This is a genomic window from Butyrivibrio sp. NC2002 (genome assembly GCF_000702265.1).
Lineage (GTDB): Bacteria > Bacillota > Clostridia > Lachnospirales > Lachnospiraceae > Butyrivibrio.
The window spans coordinates 599,254-615,878 of the sequence record NZ_KL370881.1 but is presented as its reverse complement, the minus strand read 5'-3'; the positions used below and the strand labels follow the sequence as shown (position 1 = coordinate 615,878).

The 16,625-nt window shown below is 40.0% G+C and carries 14 protein-coding genes; all 14 read right to left on the bottom strand.

Going from position 1 to position 16,625, the window contains the following annotated elements; translation table 11 throughout:
• Positions 1 to 19: 19 nt before the first annotated feature.
• The 14 genes from T543_RS13670 to T543_RS13605 all read right to left on the bottom strand — a co-directional run bounded on the left by T543_RS13670 (position 20) and on the right by T543_RS13605 (position 16,557).
• Positions 20 to 1,072 carry a glycoside hydrolase family 191 protein gene (locus T543_RS13670; RefSeq protein WP_197023971.1) on the bottom strand — a complete coding sequence of 351 codons (1,053 nt, stop codon included), beginning with the start codon at positions 1,070 to 1,072 and terminating at the stop codon, positions 20 to 22.
• 19 nt (positions 1,073 to 1,091) lie between these two features.
• Complete coding sequence (locus tag T543_RS13665) at positions 1,092 to 1,901, bottom strand: DNA-3-methyladenine glycosylase family protein (RefSeq protein ID WP_242839523.1); 810 nt, start codon at positions 1,899 to 1,901, stop codon at positions 1,092 to 1,094.
• Positions 1,898 to 2,983, bottom strand: a complete 1,086-nt coding sequence (locus T543_RS13660; RefSeq protein ID WP_081830080.1) for a galactose ABC transporter substrate-binding protein — start codon at positions 2,981 to 2,983, stop codon at positions 1,898 to 1,900. Before T543_RS13660 ends, T543_RS13665 begins: the two co-directional genes overlap by 4 nt.
• Positions 2,943 to 3,920 carry a sugar ABC transporter substrate-binding protein gene (locus tag T543_RS13655; RefSeq protein ID WP_035769297.1) on the bottom strand — a complete coding sequence of 326 codons (978 nt, stop codon included), beginning with the start codon at positions 3,918 to 3,920 and terminating at the stop codon, positions 2,943 to 2,945. The genes T543_RS13660 and T543_RS13655 overlap by 41 nt, the downstream gene beginning before the upstream one ends.
• Complete coding sequence (locus T543_RS13650; RefSeq protein ID WP_035769296.1) at positions 3,907 to 5,736, bottom strand: sensor histidine kinase; 1,830 nt, start codon at positions 5,734 to 5,736, stop codon at positions 3,907 to 3,909. The genes T543_RS13655 and T543_RS13650 overlap by 14 nt, the downstream gene beginning before the upstream one ends.
• Positions 5,717 to 7,333, bottom strand: coding sequence for a response regulator (locus tag T543_RS13645; RefSeq protein WP_035769294.1), 1,617 nt, complete (start codon positions 7,331 to 7,333; stop codon positions 5,717 to 5,719). The genes T543_RS13650 and T543_RS13645 overlap by 20 nt, the downstream gene beginning before the upstream one ends.
• Before the next feature lie 11 nt (positions 7,334 to 7,344).
• Positions 7,345 to 7,653, bottom strand: a complete 309-nt coding sequence (locus T543_RS13640; RefSeq protein WP_035769292.1) for a hypothetical protein — start codon at positions 7,651 to 7,653, stop codon at positions 7,345 to 7,347.
• A 138-nt stretch (positions 7,654 to 7,791) separates the two neighbouring features.
• Positions 7,792 to 8,904, bottom strand: a complete 1,113-nt coding sequence (locus tag T543_RS13635) for a hypothetical protein (protein WP_035769290.1) — start codon at positions 8,902 to 8,904, stop codon at positions 7,792 to 7,794.
• 97 nt (positions 8,905 to 9,001) lie between these two features.
• Positions 9,002 to 9,991, bottom strand: coding sequence for a galactose/methyl galactoside ABC transporter permease MglC (locus T543_RS13630; RefSeq protein WP_035769289.1), 990 nt, complete (start codon positions 9,989 to 9,991; stop codon positions 9,002 to 9,004).
• 107 nt (positions 9,992 to 10,098) lie between these two features.
• On the bottom strand, positions 10,099 to 11,610 hold the full coding sequence (locus tag T543_RS13625; protein ID WP_035769287.1) for a sugar ABC transporter ATP-binding protein: 1,512 nt from the start codon (positions 11,608 to 11,610) through the stop codon (positions 10,099 to 10,101).
• 152 nt (positions 11,611 to 11,762) lie between these two features.
• The gene (locus tag T543_RS13620) at positions 11,763 to 12,890 is read right to left on the bottom strand and encodes a galactose ABC transporter substrate-binding protein (protein WP_035769286.1); all 1,128 of its coding nucleotides are present in this window, start codon (positions 12,888 to 12,890) and stop codon (positions 11,763 to 11,765) included.
• Between the two features lie 138 nt (positions 12,891 to 13,028).
• On the bottom strand, positions 13,029 to 14,423 hold the full coding sequence (locus T543_RS13615; protein ID WP_035769284.1) for a GGDEF domain-containing protein: 1,395 nt from the start codon (positions 14,421 to 14,423) through the stop codon (positions 13,029 to 13,031).
• 129 nt (positions 14,424 to 14,552) lie between these two features.
• The gene (locus tag T543_RS13610) at positions 14,553 to 15,644 is read right to left on the bottom strand and encodes an acyltransferase (RefSeq protein ID WP_035769283.1); all 1,092 of its coding nucleotides are present in this window, start codon (positions 15,642 to 15,644) and stop codon (positions 14,553 to 14,555) included.
• The gene (locus T543_RS13605) at positions 15,637 to 16,557 is read right to left on the bottom strand and encodes a phosphatase PAP2 family protein (RefSeq protein ID WP_035769281.1); all 921 of its coding nucleotides are present in this window, start codon (positions 16,555 to 16,557) and stop codon (positions 15,637 to 15,639) included. The genes T543_RS13610 and T543_RS13605 overlap by 8 nt, the downstream gene beginning before the upstream one ends.
• Positions 16,558 to 16,625 lie beyond the last annotated feature (68 nt).

Genomic DNA, 16,625 nt, shown 5'->3' with positions numbered 1-16,625 from the left:
AAAATCATCCCCTTTTGTGTTACCCTGCAAGCCCAAGTGAATTAGTTACGTAACACTTATATCCTTTCTCATCGCAGAGTTTCTTAAGTTCATCTATTATTGCTTCATCCTCAGTATATTCTATTAAATATACGTCCCCTCCGTTTTTTGATACTTCGTCAAGATAGGCAAGATAATATTTTTTTGTTTCCTCATCCTGAGGAGCGAAGACATTTCCAGAGTAATCATCTACCTTACTGCAGACACATTCCTGATTTATGCCTTCTATGACTCCCAGGTTGTTATCCTCTATAAGCCTTAAAACAAAGGCATCTCCGCCATTTATTATTACTCTTCCTACCGCCATTTTAGAGAGATTACTTACAATATTTTTAAGACCCTCATAGATATCTTCTCGTGGGTAGTTAAAATACACATCTGCGTTATCCACAAAAAAGCCGTCTATTCCCTTTTCCATAAGAGATGGTGCAAGATCATTGCACAAGAAATTCTGCCACTCTTCATCCGAGGTATCCATCCAGTACTCGCCATCCCAGTTTTCATAAGCCCCCAGTGTCTTTTCCTTAAAGGTGTCATAGTAATCCCTGAAGTTTTCAAGTGATCCGGCATTTATATAGCTATAGATCATTTTGCCTCTTGATTTAAGAGCACTTATATTCTCCGGTGAAATGTACTGAGCGTCAATTATTGCAAGACCTATCTCCGTATCATTCGATAGCTTCTGCATAAGTGCTTCATCATCTGCTCCGATGTAAACACCATATCCACTTGCATAGCCGCCCTCGACAACGCTGACTTTGTTTGTGTCATTCAGGATTTTATTTGAGGACTGCTCGGCATTTACAGCGCTTTTTTCTTCATCTTCACTTGAAGATACTTTTTCCTGCCCGTCACTTTTTCTTTTTTCATTTAAAAGATTTTCAGCATTAGCCATTTCTTCTTTTGCATTTTCTATGGCTTCCTCAGGGCTTATGCTGACCTTTTGCTCTGCTTCTTCCTTTTTGCCACAGCCTGTGAATATCACAGATATTAAAGCTGCCGCAATAGTAATGGATAATAATTTCTTCCTCATAAGTTTTCCTATTACCTTATTACCTGTTTTTTTCATAATAAAAAATGTACTGCTGCATTATTCCGCCGTTTTTACCAAATATCGGGAAAAGATTTTCTCCTCCGAATTCTTCATCTATCACGCGGCTTATCCAGACATCTATCGGAACTCTTTCTTTTCTTGCATATCCAAATAAGAGCACACAGTTAGCTACCTTTTTGCCAACTCCGTGTACCTTAAGGAGGCTTTCAAAGAGTTCGTCATCAGAAAGCGTTGAAATAGCATTTAGGTCTAGTTCTCCCGCTGCTACCTTCATTGCTGCATCTCTTATATACGGAGCTCTGTAACCAAGTCCGCAAGCCTTAAGCTCATCTGCGCTCGCATTTAGAAGGCTTTGAGGCGTTGGAAACAGATTTACTTTTTCATATTCAGTCTCTATCTTTTCTCCAAATTTGTCGCACAGTGCTTCTATACAGGATGATATTGCAGGTATGCTTTTTCTCTGGGATATAATAAATGAAATCAGCATCTCCCATTCATCCTGTTTTAGGATTCTAAGGCCTCTTCCAAATTCCATTGCTGCATCCGCAAATGAATTTTTGCCTCTCTCTTCTTTGCAGATTTCTGCATAATCAGTCCCCAGGTCAAAGTACTCTTCCCAGACGTTTTTCCAGGTCTTTTCATCACAGGATACTTCTATCTCTTTTTTGCTTTTTTCCCTTATATATACAATATTTTTTCCTGTGATAAATCTGAAAAGTCCGTCTTTTATTTCCTTTACTCTAAAGCACTGACCGCTTTTTTGTATTATTTTTAAATCTATTTCATCTTTAAGCTTAACTATCATCATTTCTTTTCCAGATAATCATCTACATTTCTAACATCAACAATTGTGTAGGGAAGTCTTTTATACTTTCCGTCTACAAGTCCAAGTTCATCCGGATCATCATTATTTGCAAGGGCGATCGCAAGTTTATACATCGCCTCTGCCTGACCCTCTTTATCATTATATACCGTTCCACGCATACTTCCATCAGCGACTGCTTTAAGTCCCACATCAGTACCATCGATTCCGAAAACCGCCGGTCTCTCTGTCTTTGGCACTCCTGCACTTTCGTAGGCATCAACAGCTCCAAGTGCCATGTCATCATTATTTGCCAGAACGACTTCGATCTCATCGCCGTTTCTTTCAATGAGCTGCGCCATCTTAGTCTGAGCCTGCGCTCTGTTCCAGTTGGCTATGGCATAACCTATTTTCTCTACTTCGATGCCCATATCTATCATTGTATTTACAGAATACTCTGTTCTTATAATAGAATCCTGGTGTCCTGCTTCGCCTTCAAGCACCACATACTGGATAAGGCCATCACCGTTTTTATCTATAATTATTCTGTTTCTCTTGCAAACATCTGCAGCAAGCTCTCCCTGGAGTCTTCCTGATTCGTAAGCATCTGCTCCGACATAATAGAGTTTACTCCACTGCATGAGGTCTTCTCCTACAAGCTCTCTGTTAAAGAAGACGATAGGTACATTGTTTTTTCTGGCAAGGTCTATGATCGTAGTAGGCGCAGTCCTATCCACAAGATTTACACATATCACATCCATTCCCTTTTCGATCATCTCTTCAACCTGATCGTTCTGGGTCATCTGATTCTGTGACGCATATACATATTCTACTGACACATTGCCATTTACTTCATTGCCATTTACTTCATTGTCAAAACATTCAAGAAGCTGTGTAAGGAAAGTATCATACTGATCATATACACATACCCCGATTTTTATTTCATCATCCGGCTTCTTTTCAGGAACGCATCCTGTTATCACAGGTAAAACCATGCAAAAAAGCAAAGCTTTTATAAATGAATTTTGGAAAAATCCCCCTCTTTTTTTATTCAACATTCGTGAATAAATACTTCTGATTTTTCTCATTAAAAATGTTCTCCCTGTTTATAACCCTGTAGTCTACTATTTCATCCTCCATTGGTGTGAGCTTGTGATTTATTTTTTCCACAACGCTTACAACACTCTGATACCCTATTCTGAAATAGTCGGGGACGATCATGCTCGTTATTTTTCCCCTGTCCACATAGCAAATGTTTCTTACAGAGTTTCCTTCTCCATATATTTCCGGAAGATATGAGCTCTCTGCAGTCGCCCGGGCTGCAAGCGTAAGTCCTTCATCATCCAAAGCAACGATCACATCAACCGGATTGTTTTGTATAGCTTCAGTTAATGAGGCTTCGTCTTCATCGTCTATCAAAACCTGCCATACAATTTTTACACCCTTCCCCTCAAGAGAATCTATAAGTCCTTTATATCTTTGGCTGAATTTTTCCCTGTCCTGATCCCCCGTTATTATTCCAATAGTCTTATTCTTTATATCATCTGTATGTCTGATAAGAATTTCACTGCCTATCGCTCTTCCTATCTGATAGTTATCCGGCATAGTAACAGCATATTTTCCTTCAACATCAATATCTGCTTCCGCGTTGGAGCACACAAGCTCAAGGACCGCCTTGTTACTTATCTCCCTGATAATGTCCTCTGTGCCAACACTTGTTACCGGTTCGGTTATTATCGCATCAGCCCCGTTTGCAATCTCTTTATCTATGATCGTTTTCTGATCACTTATATCTGAAATATCAGATGAATTTATAAATTCCACAACAGCCCTTTTGTCAGATCCGGCATCCTGGGCACCTGCTTTAAAGGACGCCCATTTATCGTCACCCGGATTCTCGACTATCACAGCTATTTTGTATACATCATCATCGTAATTACTTCTGATCATTGCATAAGCGGAAATGGCGATTATTCCAACAAGAAGCACCACTATGCCTGTGAGTGTATATCTATCTTTCTTCATTCTCACCGCCTCCGTTTTCAAGTCTTATTCTGTTTTCTTCTGTTCCCTCAATAGCGGGAAGATGTATCATTACTATCGTTCCCTCATCCGGTTCACTTTCAATATGAAGGCCGTATTCTTGACCAAACCTGAGCTGTATTCTTTTGTGAACATTTATAAGACCCACACCTGAGCCGTTTTTGGATGCCCTTGTATCATCTGTAAGAAGATACTTCACCTTTTCTTTGGGCATGCCATAGCCATTATCTTTAACCTCTATGAAGATTTCTCCTTTGTGCTTGTAGGCTCTTAAAACTATTTTTCCTTCATCCTCCATATTTTTGACACCATAATAAATTGCGTTTTCAAGGATTGGTTGAATGATCAGCTTGACAGTAAGGTATTCCTTTACCTCAGGTTCTATCTCTGTTTTAAAAGAAAACGAATTCTTGAACCTTACCATTTGGATATTCATATAGTTTTCCGCATGCCTTATCTCATCTCCGATAGGTATTATTGTTCTGCCTTTACTTAGACTTACCCTGAACAGGCTGGCAAGCTGGGTTATCATAAATACTGCATCTTTGTTATGATCACCCTCTATCATCCACACAATGGAATCAAGAGTGTTATATAAAAAGTGAGGATTTATCTGCGACTGAAGTGCATCCAGTTCACTCTTTCTTTTTTCTTCCTGCTGTGTGACGATATCCTTCATTAGTCTGCTGATCTCGTCCATAGCTTTTTGAAGTGTCCTGCCCAGATGCTCTACCTCGTAGGAACCGCCTATGTATATTCTGGTATCAGGACTTCCTGCCTCCATTTTTTTGATGGATTCATTAAGCTTAAGGAGTGGTCCTGTTACTCTTTTTGTGACAAGTCTGTTCATTATGATGAGTGCAAGAATAGCCAGTGAAAGGATCATGATAGCGAAATATCTTGTACTTGTCAGTCCCAGATACAGGCTTTTTATAGGAGTTACGCTTACCAGCTTCCAGCCGGTATAGCTTACTGTATCGACAACTACTATTCTGTTTTCGCCCTCAAATGACTCCTCGTAAGCTCCGTCGTCATACATTGAATGTGTAGTTATATTCTCATGGAAAATCCCCGTATCAATCTGCTGCTTTTTGGGGTGATAGATTATCTGACCTGTCCCGCTTACCAGATACACATACTGGTCACTGTTTGCATTATTGACCTCTTTTAGCATCTGCTCTATTGTGTTGTAATTCATATCCAAAAGAAGCACGCCCTGTCTTGGTGTTCCGCCATAATTTAGCTCTGCAGCCCTGCTTAGCGATATTACCCAATGGTAGCGATAGTCAGTATCATCTGTAAAGAGATTCTGCACATGCGGTACTGAAAAATGAAGATTGTCCATTCGGTCAAGCGCATCCAAAAACCAGCTCTGTTCCGTCACGTGAACGCCTTCCTTTTCCACAGCAATAGGAGCAGCACTTACAAGCTTTCCAGCATCAGTAAAAAGTGCAAAGCTTATAAGATTATCCTTGTTTGCCTCATATAAAAGACTCATCTCACTGCCAATATTCTCTTCAGAGAGGTCACTATCCTTTATTACATCATAATACATGGCATCAGATATTCTTCGCATATTTCTAAGATAGTCCTCTATGCCACTTACTGTCTGATTAAGAAGTCTGGTAGAGCTGTCAGTTACCATCTGCCTTGATCTGGACTCAAATCTCTGGTACATTGCAACACCCAAAAAGAGCATACAAACAAAGGATACCACCGTGAATGATATCAGGATGGTAACCTGTATGCTCCTTGGATATATCTTTTTTACAGCATCTTTAAGCTTTCTTGTTTCCATCTCCCGTCAATCCCTGCTTGTACTTGGAAGGTGAAGTTCCAAATTGTTTTTTGAAAACATAGCTAAAGTAGTTAGGGTCAGCATACCCGACCTGCTGAGCGATAACGTAGGTCTTTTCATCTTTTTCAATAAGTAGCTGGAGCGCCTTTTCCATTCTGTAGTCGGTAAGATAGGTAACAAAGGTCCTTCCTGTTTCTTTTTTAAATACCGTGGAAAAGTATGCACTGCTCACACTTAGTTCCATACATATCCTGTCTACAGACAGATCCTGATCTGCATAGTGATCCTCAACATACTCGATTGCTTTTCCGACAAAGGATTTTGTAGTATCGGTTCTTTTTTCCCGCATGATCTGCTGAAGTTTTTTGCATGATGCTTTAAGCCAGTTTATAAGCTCATTTTTATCAAGCTGTGAAACTGTTGCGTAGATATCTTCACCTGTTTCAAATATCTTTTCGGGGTCTATCTGATTGCCCTTAATAAATCTGTACAATTCACCTATGATATCTATTACAAAAAATCTGTAGTCCTGAACTGACATCTGCCCTCTGGTGCTCTGCATTACATAGTTTTCAACTGTATTTAAAAGAGCTTCTTCGTCTTCCATTTTTATCTTTTTAAAGATGTCATGGAAATCCGCTTCGTTATCCTGATTGTTTTTGGTTCCCTGGGCAGGCGCTATCTCCGATATATTTATGGCTTTGGTGGTTCCATACAAAACTCTGTAAGAAAGAGCATCTTTTGCGCCGGAATAAGAAGTTGTGATCGCATCCACACTGCTTACAACAGGGCCTATTCCCACCGTTACATTGGCCTTACATACAGACAGCGCAAGTCTGCAGAATCTGTCACATTCATCTGTAAACTTTATGATCTCATTTTCATTATCAAATTGAGCTATTGCAACCGTATTACCAAGATATGAGAAAAACTTGGCATTCCACATGGGAGATAGCTTCTCCTCTGCAAGTCTCCTTACCGATACGGATAACAGAACATGGCTCATACCCTCCGGCAAATCTGTTGTGCTTGCGTGTATTATCGCCGTGCAATAATAAGGTCCTTTTAAATCTATCTGGTAGTCCTTAATATATTTGTCGATTCTTTTTTCATCAACTTTTCCGTCAAGAAGCGCAGCAAAAAAGTCCTCCTGCAAAAGAGGAAGGGATTCCATATAGTAGCTCTGCAATTTCTCAAGGTTCTGCCTGTCATCTCTTTCCTTATCCAGGCTTTCCCTTATTCTGGTGAATACATTTTTTAATTCCTCTGCATCTATCGGCTTCAATATGTATTCTTCAGCTTCAAGGCGTATTGCTTCCTTGGCATATTCAAACTCATCATATCCTGAAAAAATGATGATCCTTATCCCGGGATATAACTGCTTTAACTTTTTAGACAGTTCAAGCCCTGTCATATACGGCATCTGGATATCTGTCATTACAACATCCGGTGTGTTATCCTCCGCAAATTCAAGAGCCTCCAGACCGTTGTGCGCATATTCCGGGATTTCAAAACCAATCTCATCCCAATCAAGTTTTCTCTTTATAGCCTGAGAAACTTCTTCCTCATCATCAACCAGTAAGACTTTATATTTCATCTCTATTCCCTTTAAGCGTATTTGTCAGTCATTTTTTTCCACAGAAAGACCATGATCGCAGTGCATATTACTATCTGGATAAATCCAATTGTAGGATCTATAAGAACAAGTCCTGCCATTACAAGAGTTGCTATTCCAAAGAAAACTACTATGAGTCCTGCTGCCCTGCAGTAACCCTCAATATCCTTCGGAGGATCCTGATCTTTTCCTCTTACAGCTGTATAGTCCTTCATAAAAAGAAGGCGCCATGCATAATAAACACATATTGCAAAGAGCAAAAGTGATATTCCCGATTGTTCCAAAAATTTATTTATATCCATTTTTCTTTATTTAGTCCGCCCTGCGAAAGCCGGACATTTCCTTTCTAAATCCACTTACAATTATAAGCCCTCTGCCATGTTGTTTGCTATATAATGAAAAACTTAGTGACTTTTGTTAAAGTGTATGATCTGCATTCTTTACTCTGTAATGCTCTTTAGGATAGTTCCGCCGTAATCAGAAGACTTCCAGTCACTTTTTTCCGGATCCCAAACCTTGATAAACTCACCAGCACCTGCATTATATGTGGCATTTCCGTATTCTACATCATAGGAGCCGTCTTCATTATCTGTTCTAACAGAGTAGTTCACTTGATATATCCCGTTATCTCTTTTAAACATGGAGTCTATTTCATAGCCTTCACTTCTGATCTCGCCTGTAAGGTCCATATTGCAGGCTGCATTTAACTCATCCTCCGTGATGTCATGTCCTACATATTCCTTAAAATCACCCAAAGTCTCATCATAGTAGAAATAGTAGTTCTTCCAGGTGTGGCCAACGAATGATTCCTCGCCGTTTTCGTAGTGTCCGAGATTGTCGTAGGAATCAAGATTGATGCAGTAACCGTCTATATAATCCGGCACAAAGAATGAACCGATTCCTGAAACGATCGACTCCTTAGGTTCACCGTTTTCTACATAATAAAGATTAGTCGGAGCTGCTGTCGCATAGACATCACTAAATGCAATGAACTTCTTTGAACCCGTATCAAATACCCTGAAAACGCCTTCATCATAGGCATAGAAGCTACCATTTCTTACATTTTCACATTTATCCCTGGTAACATACCAAATGTCACCATCGCAGGAGCTCCACTCATCATCAACCTCAGATCCTACAAATACGAAGGCTTCTGTCTCGCCGTCTCCGTCAAAGTCATCAGATAGACAGTACCTTGCATCCTCTATGCTGCTTCCTGCTTCTTTTGCTGCTCTTTCCCTTGCTTCTGCGGCAAAATCATCATCTTCTGATAACTTTTGTGTTCCCTCTTCTGTAGATTCTTCTGTCTCTTTAGTTGTTTCTATGTTTTCTGTTGTTTGCTCTGCATCTTCAGCTTCTGAAGAAATCTCCTCCTTGGCACTGCTATCTTCCGTATTTTCGGCAGTTTCTTCATCTGCTGCAGCTTCTTCATCTACGCTTTTGGTTTCCTCAGTTATAGAAGGCGCGCTCTGCTCTTTAGTTTCTGTTGCGGAGCATGCAGATATCGTCACAGCTCCTATAAGTGATAATAAAAATAGGTATTTTTTCTTCATGTTATCTCTCCCAAATGATTTTTTCAAAGTCATTTATAACAAAATCACCCCTTAGAATCAACTTCCAAGGGGTGAATAAAGACTGAATTAATGTTGATTACTTCTTAGCAACGTACTTTCTGATATCAAGTGAGATAGCTACGAAGATAACGATGCCGATTGCAATGTACTGAGCATTTGCATTTACTCCGAGGTACTGAAGAGCTGCCTTCAAAAGTTCGAATACGGCAACACCGATGATCGCACTTGAAACTTTACCACGTCCACCGGTAACTGATACACCACCGATTGTACAAGCTGCAATAGCTTCCATCTCGTAACCATAACCAAGGTTTACTGAAGCACCACCTGCTTTTGCACCAAGCATGAAACCTGCAAGGCCATACATCATAGCTGCCTTCATGTAGATGAGGATCATTGTAAGCTTTACAGGAACACCTGCTACTTCTGCTGCCTGCGGGTTTCCACCGATAGCATACATGTATTTTCCATGACGTGTCATGTTGAAGATGAACCATGTGATTGCTGCTACAATAATAGCGATCCAGATAAGATGGCTTACACCGAGGAATTTACCTGAAGCAATGTCTGTATACTGTGTTACGTATCCACCAAGGGGTGTTGCATTTGTATAGATAAGTGCAAGACCATAAACGATTTCCATCATAGCAAGTGTTGCGATGAACGGAGGAACGTGAAGATATGCAATGAAAAATCCTGTAATAGCTCCGAAGAGTCCTGTGATCGCAAGTACTATAAGAAGTACAACAAAGATGTTAAGAGGCTTCATTCCGGGGAAGAACTTGCCTGAATAATCAACTTTCTGAAGAAGTGTTCCTGCGATACATGCCGCAAAACCGATCATACGACCTGCTGAAAGGTCACATCCTGCTGTGATAACGCATCCTGCAATACCAAGAGCGATAACAAGACGTGAACTCATATTCATGAGAATGTTTGTAAAGTTACCTGTTGTGAGGAAGTTTTTGTTTGTTACACCTGTATAGATTACGAGGATGAACATAACAATAATAACACCATTATTTATCAGAAAATCTCTCATTTTCTGCTGTTTTGTCTTTTCCATTTTTATACTCCTTTATTTGTTTATTAGGAAGCTCTGCTCTCGGGCTTTGCCCTCGCCAGAGCGAAGACATTTACTAAACTCGAAAACACCTCGTTAAGTAACTGTCTTCAGAACATTGTTGCGTAGCTCATTACCTTTTCCTGAGTCATCTCGTCTTCTGTGTCTATTTCTCCGGTCTTTTTACCGTTACACATAACAACTACTCTGTCACTCATTCCAAGAAGTTCTGCCATTTCGGATGAAATCATGATGATTGCTTTTCCCTGCTTTGCAAGGTCTGTCATGATCTCGTATATTTCATGCTTGGCACCTACGTCGATACCTCTTGTAGGTTCATCCATGATCAGGATATCAGGATCATTTGCAAGCCATCTTGATACGATAACCTTCTGCTGGTTACCACCTGAGAGGTTTGCGATGTGTTCCTTACTGCTGGGTGTCTTGATCCTAAGCTTATTTATGCTTTCATCAACTACCTTGTTGATCTTTGCATGATCCAGAATAAATCCTGCTTTTAAGAACTTGTTGTAAACAGATACGCCTACATTGTCCTTAATGGATAGACAACCAAAAATACCTCTTGCTCTTCTATCCTCTGTTATCATTCCGATACCTGCATTCATCGCATCCTTCGGATTCTTGATAACTACTTTTTTACCGTGAATTATAACTTCACCCTTTGAAAGATTTCTTATTCCAAAGAGACCTTCCATAAGCTCTGTTCTCTGAGCACCGACCAGACCACCGAATCCAAGGATTTCGCCTTTTCTAAGGTTAAATGATACGTTCTGGAATGATCTTTCGTGTATGGAAGATAAATCCTTAACTTCCATAACGACTTCTCCGGGTGTTCTGTCCTTTGCAGGATAGATGTTTGTAAGTTCACGACCTACCATCTTAGCTATGATGTCATCAATTGTAAGATCTTTTGCAGGCCATGTTCCGATATATGTTCCATCTCGCATTACTGTTACGTCGTCAGCGATTCGCTTGATCTCGTCCATCTTGTGCGAGATGTATATCATGGCAACACCACGTTTTCTCAGGTTTTCCATGATCTTGAACAATGTTTCTACTTCATTATCTGAAAGAGAAGATGTAGGCTCGTCGAAAATGATAACCTTAGCATCATGAGAAACTGCTTTGGCTATTTCTACTGACTGCATCTGTCCGATTGAGAGTGTAGACAGCTGAGCCCTGGCATCGAAGTGCATATCTACTTCGTTTAGCCACTTCTCTGTATCTTCGTACATCTTTTTATGATTAATTATCTGGAATGGTCCGAATTTCCATACGGGGAATCTTCCCAGATACATATTTTCGCCAACACTTCTTGCTGGTACCGGCTGTAATTCCTGATGCACCATGGCAATTCCCATTTTCATTGCTTCATCAGGATTGTTTATAATTACTTTTTGTCCGTCTATAAGAACCTCTCCCGCATCCATTTTGTAGATACCGAAAAGGCATTTCATCAGAGTTGATTTTCCGGCGCCATTCTCGCCCATAAGAGCATGGACTGTTCCGGGGCGGACAGCTAACTGAACATTATCTAGTGCCTTTACGCCGGGAAATGACTTGGATACACCTCTAAGTTCCAACTTGTATTCGTTTGCCATAATCCCTCCTAAAATCTTTGAATACCTTCGTGCTTTACCTTTTTTTGCTGGATTAATCAATATTTTTTCATCAAAAATGGTGCGGACACTACGCGCGCATCCGCACCATATATGGTCTAACTACTAATAGCTGTCACTATCACGACAGATGATTACTTAACAGAGTCAAGAATCTCCTGAGCGTTGTCAGCTGTAACCTTTACATAGTCGCATCCGATGTAGTGATCGTTGCCTGCGCCTGTAAGGTAGTTGATAGCTGCATCAGCTGCTGAGTGTGACTGTGAGAAGTGATCGTTGAATACAGTACCTGTCATTGTGCCTGCGATAACATCTTCAAGTGCCTCTGAAAGAGCATCAACACCTACAAGATAGATATCTGTGCCAACTGTACGGCCAGCTGCTTCGATTGACTGAAGAGCACCAAGTGCCATAGCATCGTTGTTGCAGAATACAACTTCTGTCTCAGGATGAGCAGAAAGTGCGTTAGCAACGAGCTGCTGAGCTGTAGCCTGATCCCAGTTACCAACCTCGTCATCAAGGCAGTCAACTGTCCAACCAGCATCCTCAAGAGCCTTTACAGAGAACTCTGTACGATACTGAGCATCAACGTTTTCAGGATCACCTTCGATCATGATGTACTGGATCTTGCCGTCGCCGTTAAGGTCTACAACGTCCTGTCCAAGGTCAACAATGATCTCACCCTGATATGTACCTGACTGACGAGCGTCACATCCAACGTATGTTACGTTCCAGTCATTGTCCTGCCATCTCTGCTCTTCATCAGCATCGGGCTCACGGTTGATGTAAACAAGCGGAATGTCAGCTGCTACAACAAGGTCTGTGATTGTAGCTGCAGATGATGAGTTAACAGGGTTGATGATAAGAACATCAACACCATCTGTGATAAAGTTCTGAATCTGGTTTGTCTGAGTAGCCTGGTCATTAGCACCATCAACGATTGTGATGTTGTCTGCTGAGAATCCCTGAGCTACAAGATAGCTTTCAAGCTCGTTTCTGAAAAGTGTCATGAAGTTATCTGAGAACTGATAGATGCAAACGCCTACCTTCTTATCAGCAAGGTCGCCACCAGCAACTGCGTCTGTAACTTCCTCTGCTGTCTCTTCAACTGCGTCAGATACTTCCTCTGTTGTCTCTTCTGCTGCTTCCTCTACAGAGCTTGCAACATCAGCAGCTGTGTCAGCTGAATTTGATGAGCATCCTGCAAGGATTGAAAGTGAAAGAGCTGAAACTGTAAGAAGACTTACTACTTTCTTTTTCATAATGATATTTTCCTCCTAATACACTCTGCACGCCTTTGGTCAAAACGTACATGTTTTTGTTACATTGCCTATTATAGTGGTGCATTTTGGAGAAAAACATAGAGAATTCTTCTTTCGTTCTTGAAAATTCTATGCAATTTATAAATCTTTTTCTGGATATTTTATGTAAAACTGCGCTTTTTCTGTAAGCATATCCCTGCTGGCGTTCCTAAGAGCCTGCCTGATATCGCCTGTTTCCTCGTCGTAACGGGTTCCGATGGCAAAATATACTCCGTCTGGATCACTGCAAAGCACTCTTAATTTTTCTATTTTTTCTTCGAAATCCTTCGCATCCATTCCCATTGCTACTATTGCGAATTCTTCTCCTGACGATCTGAATATTTCAGTCTCATCAAATACGCTTCTTAAGATTTCACCTGCTTTTTCGAGACATTTATTCCCGGCATCATGACCGTATTTATCATTGAGCGCCCTCATTCCATTCATTGTGCAAAATGCTACACCGAAGGGGAACTTTTTCCATTTAAGCTGTTCAGCATATTCATCGACCACTCTGTTCATGGTCGCTCTGTTTCTGACACCTGTCAAAAGGTCAACGCTTGTAAGCCACTCCAGTCTCTCGATAAACTGGTGGTTCGAAAATTCCGAAGCAAGGAGAATTGCAACAAGTTCAAGAGATTCCTTTATTGTGGTAACTTTTTCTACAGGAAAATCATTTAATATAAGAAATCCAAGAGTCATATTCCTTTTTACAATCGGGATAAGACATATTGTTTTCGTACCTTCAAGCTTAAGGAAATGGGCCCATTCAGGAGCGGCTTCACTTACTCTCTCAAGGTCACTCTTATCTCGCATGATAAAACAGTTGCTCTCTCCTATAAGCCTGCTCCAGCTCTCTGCCATATCTATTGAAATATTTGCCAGAAACTGCTCTGTCACGATCTCTGTCGGATCCTTTGCCAGACTCATGATCTTAGCTTTTCTTTTTTCAAAGTCAGCGGAAATTATGCAGACTGCTTTTGCTCCTGTAAACTGCCTTATATCATCTGACACCTTATCAATGTTCTGCTCAAAAATATTATTTTCTCTAAGAGTTAATCCGCACTGAATGATAAATCCAGCAACTAAAGGAGAGACCGTGGAAAACTTTTCAGGTTCCATGGCCTTATTCATTTCATATATAAACTGGCAATAGCCTATATCTTCTTCATCTTTAAACTTCAGGGGTAATATAAGATTGTCTGACCACCCGCCCAGCATCTTGGTGGTATCTACGTAAGTATGAAACTTCTCGCCGCCAAAAGCAGCACGAACACACATATCCTCAAACTCCGGTTCACGGGGAATAAAGTCAACATAATTGTGTCCTTCAACGTCTTCTCCCGTCAAACTATATTGAGGATTGGTGGCAAAAATAATAATTTCCTCGCAGTTTCCCTCCCGGTCTCTTTTTACCTGCATAATTGCACAGGGGTTTGCAACCGATTCTGCGATTATCTTGCATTTATCATAGATACTGTTAGCCGGATTCATTGCATACCTCCTAATATCTCAAGGTTAATTTTATTCTAACATAACAGCCTTAAACTATTAGTAAAATATTGATAAACTATTATTTAAAATTCGAACACCACATATAACAGTAACTACACAAACCTGTGATCACACTTCAAAAAATCTGTGCGTTTTCCAGCGCTTTATCACAAATGATCTGATCGGTCTTAAAATAAGCTCGAAGAGGGCATATACCAGGATACAGGAAGCATAAACCATGATCACACTTTTTACTATGTCCATAGCAAGCATAAATACTGAAGAATTTACTTTTTCTCCTATTTGAAATATCTCTATAAATCTTATATGTACTATGTATGTGGTAAATGTTCCTGCAGCAAGGTAGTTGATAAGACCGCTTTCAAAACTCTTCATATTTCTAAACAGTAAAAATATAAGAACTGTCTCTATCACCACAAGCGGATTGTTGTAATTATATGAAACCGAGTCCCCGGGCATTACTCCTTTTGCCATAATATCTGCATAGGCCCAGAGCGAAATGAGGATCAGGTCCGCTATAAGAAAAATAAAAAGCTTTTTTTGACCGGCTATTTTTCTGTTTTCATTTGCACAGTCTCTTATATAGCAGCCTATTAAATATATGAAGACAAAATTGACTAATGTATATCCTCCTGCATCACCGGTCACTCCAATTGGCATAGTCCCGTTTAACTGTCTTCCGGATAATAATGCAAGTTCATCGACAATCGTAGGATATATGGAAAAAGCAATCGCAGACATGATAAGGATCAGCCTCTTTCCGGATGCATCAAGGTTTTTCCATACAATATTTATATATGGCGAAAAAAGATACAGAGCAATGTAGACAAAAACAAACCATTTATCGGGAATATAGAATCTAAGGAAATTGTCAAAATTTATTTCCATCCCTGTAGCAAAGATGGAAACCAAAAAGAATACGCTCCCAAATAATGCCACCTTAAATAAAAGCTCTGCGGGTTTTAGAAAATCTCTTTTGTTTTTGCCTGCCATGAAATATCCGGAAATAAGTACAAATAAGTTAACTGCACAGATGGACAAACTCTCAAGGACAATAAGGATGATCCTTTCTATGCCTTTATCATAATTTACAAATCCTTTCCCATAAACAGGATTGTTGTAATGGAGAACTATGACTCCTATGATAGCTAAAATTCTTAAAAGTTCTATGTTTGATTCTCTGCTCTTATGATTAGCCATATATTCTCCTAAACTTTTTAAATAATATCGGGTATATACCAATTACCACAAATGAGCTGACAGAGTATCTGAAAAACCTCGCAAATCTGTACAGCAGGTCATTATTATTGATAATATCTGCATTGAAGATCACTTTAAGTATACTACTCATAGCGATGAACAGAACTGCACCGCAAATTAATCTTGTAAGGCAGTATACTACGTTGTTTGTGTTTTCAAAATTAACATACTTTTGTTCAAACAAAAATGCTAAGAGGACTCCCACAAGAATTCCGTATACCGCATAGTAATCATCGCTTGTGCAATAAAACCATCCCGGAAGTCCTATCAAAGCATAAATGCCGTATGATATTAGTTTATTATCTATTCTTTTCTCTATTTCAGGTATAAGAAGCATAGTAAAAAGTCCCAAAATCCAACCGGCAAGAACGTCAGTCGGATAGTGGACTCCCAAGCTGAATCTTGAAATACCGATAAGTATCGGAAATATGATCGCTATTACTTTAACCCATATAAGCCCGGAGTATCTGCCAAGCGATCCATAGAGAGCAACTCCGATTGTTGAATGCATACTGGGAAACGAAAATCCCTGGGCTTCTATATCATATATATCCGCCCCTTTTTCAGCAGGTTTAAGACACTTTATTTCGGGGGTGTCGAAATAAGGTCGCCTTCTTATAAAAATATTTTTTATCAGGGGACTTAATACTGCTGCCACAAGTACATTTAGTCCAACATATTTTGCATAGTCCTTATTAAATCCCCAGTATAAAATACCGATCACCACAATAATTATGGTGGTTTCTCCGAAGAAAGAGCAGAATCCGGCAAGCGATGTTCCAAAAGTCCCCATTCTGCTCTGTATCCATTCTATCAGGGCTATTTCCCAAGAATAATAAAACGTAATTCCCATCCATCTCTCCTAGTCAAACTTCAAAATAGTATTTAATATTCTCTTTGCGCTGAGCTTAAGCTGCTCAT

Bases quoted from the DNA above. Each gene is read 5' to 3' on its own strand.
- T543_RS13650 (WP_035769296.1), bottom strand. From the start codon at position 5,736: ATGGAAACAAGAAAGCTTAAAGATGCTGTAAAAAAGATATATCCAAGG.
- T543_RS13615 (WP_035769284.1), bottom strand. From the start codon at position 14,423: ATGAATCCGGCTAACAGTATCTATGATAAATGCAAGATAATCGCAGAA.
- T543_RS13660 (WP_081830080.1), bottom strand. From the start codon at position 2,983: ATGAGAAAAATCAGAAGTATTTATTCACGAATGTTGAATAAAAAAAGA.
- T543_RS13640 (WP_035769292.1), bottom strand. From the start codon at position 7,653: ATGGATATAAATAAATTTTTGGAACAATCGGGAATATCACTTTTGCTC.
- T543_RS13610 (WP_035769283.1), bottom strand. From the start codon at position 15,644: ATGGCTAATCATAAGAGCAGAGAATCAAACATAGAACTTTTAAGAATT.
- T543_RS13635 (WP_035769290.1), bottom strand. From the start codon at position 8,904: ATGAAGAAAAAATACCTATTTTTATTATCACTTATAGGAGCTGTGACG.
- T543_RS13620 (WP_035769286.1), bottom strand. From the start codon at position 12,890: ATGAAAAAGAAAGTAGTAAGTCTTCTTACAGTTTCAGCTCTTTCACTT.
- T543_RS13655 (WP_035769297.1), bottom strand. From the start codon at position 3,920: ATGAAGAAAGATAGATATACACTCACAGGCATAGTGGTGCTTCTTGTT.
- T543_RS13625 (WP_035769287.1), bottom strand. From the start codon at position 11,610: ATGGCAAACGAATACAAGTTGGAACTTAGAGGTGTATCCAAGTCATTT.
- T543_RS13630 (WP_035769289.1), bottom strand. From the start codon at position 9,991: ATGGAAAAGACAAAACAGCAGAAAATGAGAGATTTTCTGATAAATAAT.
- T543_RS13670 (WP_197023971.1), bottom strand. From the start codon at position 1,072: ATGAGGAAGAAATTATTATCCATTACTATTGCGGCAGCTTTAATATCT.
- T543_RS13605 (WP_035769281.1), bottom strand. From the start codon at position 16,557: ATGGGAATTACGTTTTATTATTCTTGGGAAATAGCCCTGATAGAATGG.
- T543_RS13645 (WP_035769294.1), bottom strand. From the start codon at position 7,333: ATGAAATATAAAGTCTTACTGGTTGATGATGAGGAAGAAGTTTCTCAG.
- T543_RS13665 (WP_242839523.1), bottom strand. From the start codon at position 1,901: ATGATGATAGTTAAGCTTAAAGATGAAATAGATTTAAAAATAATACAA.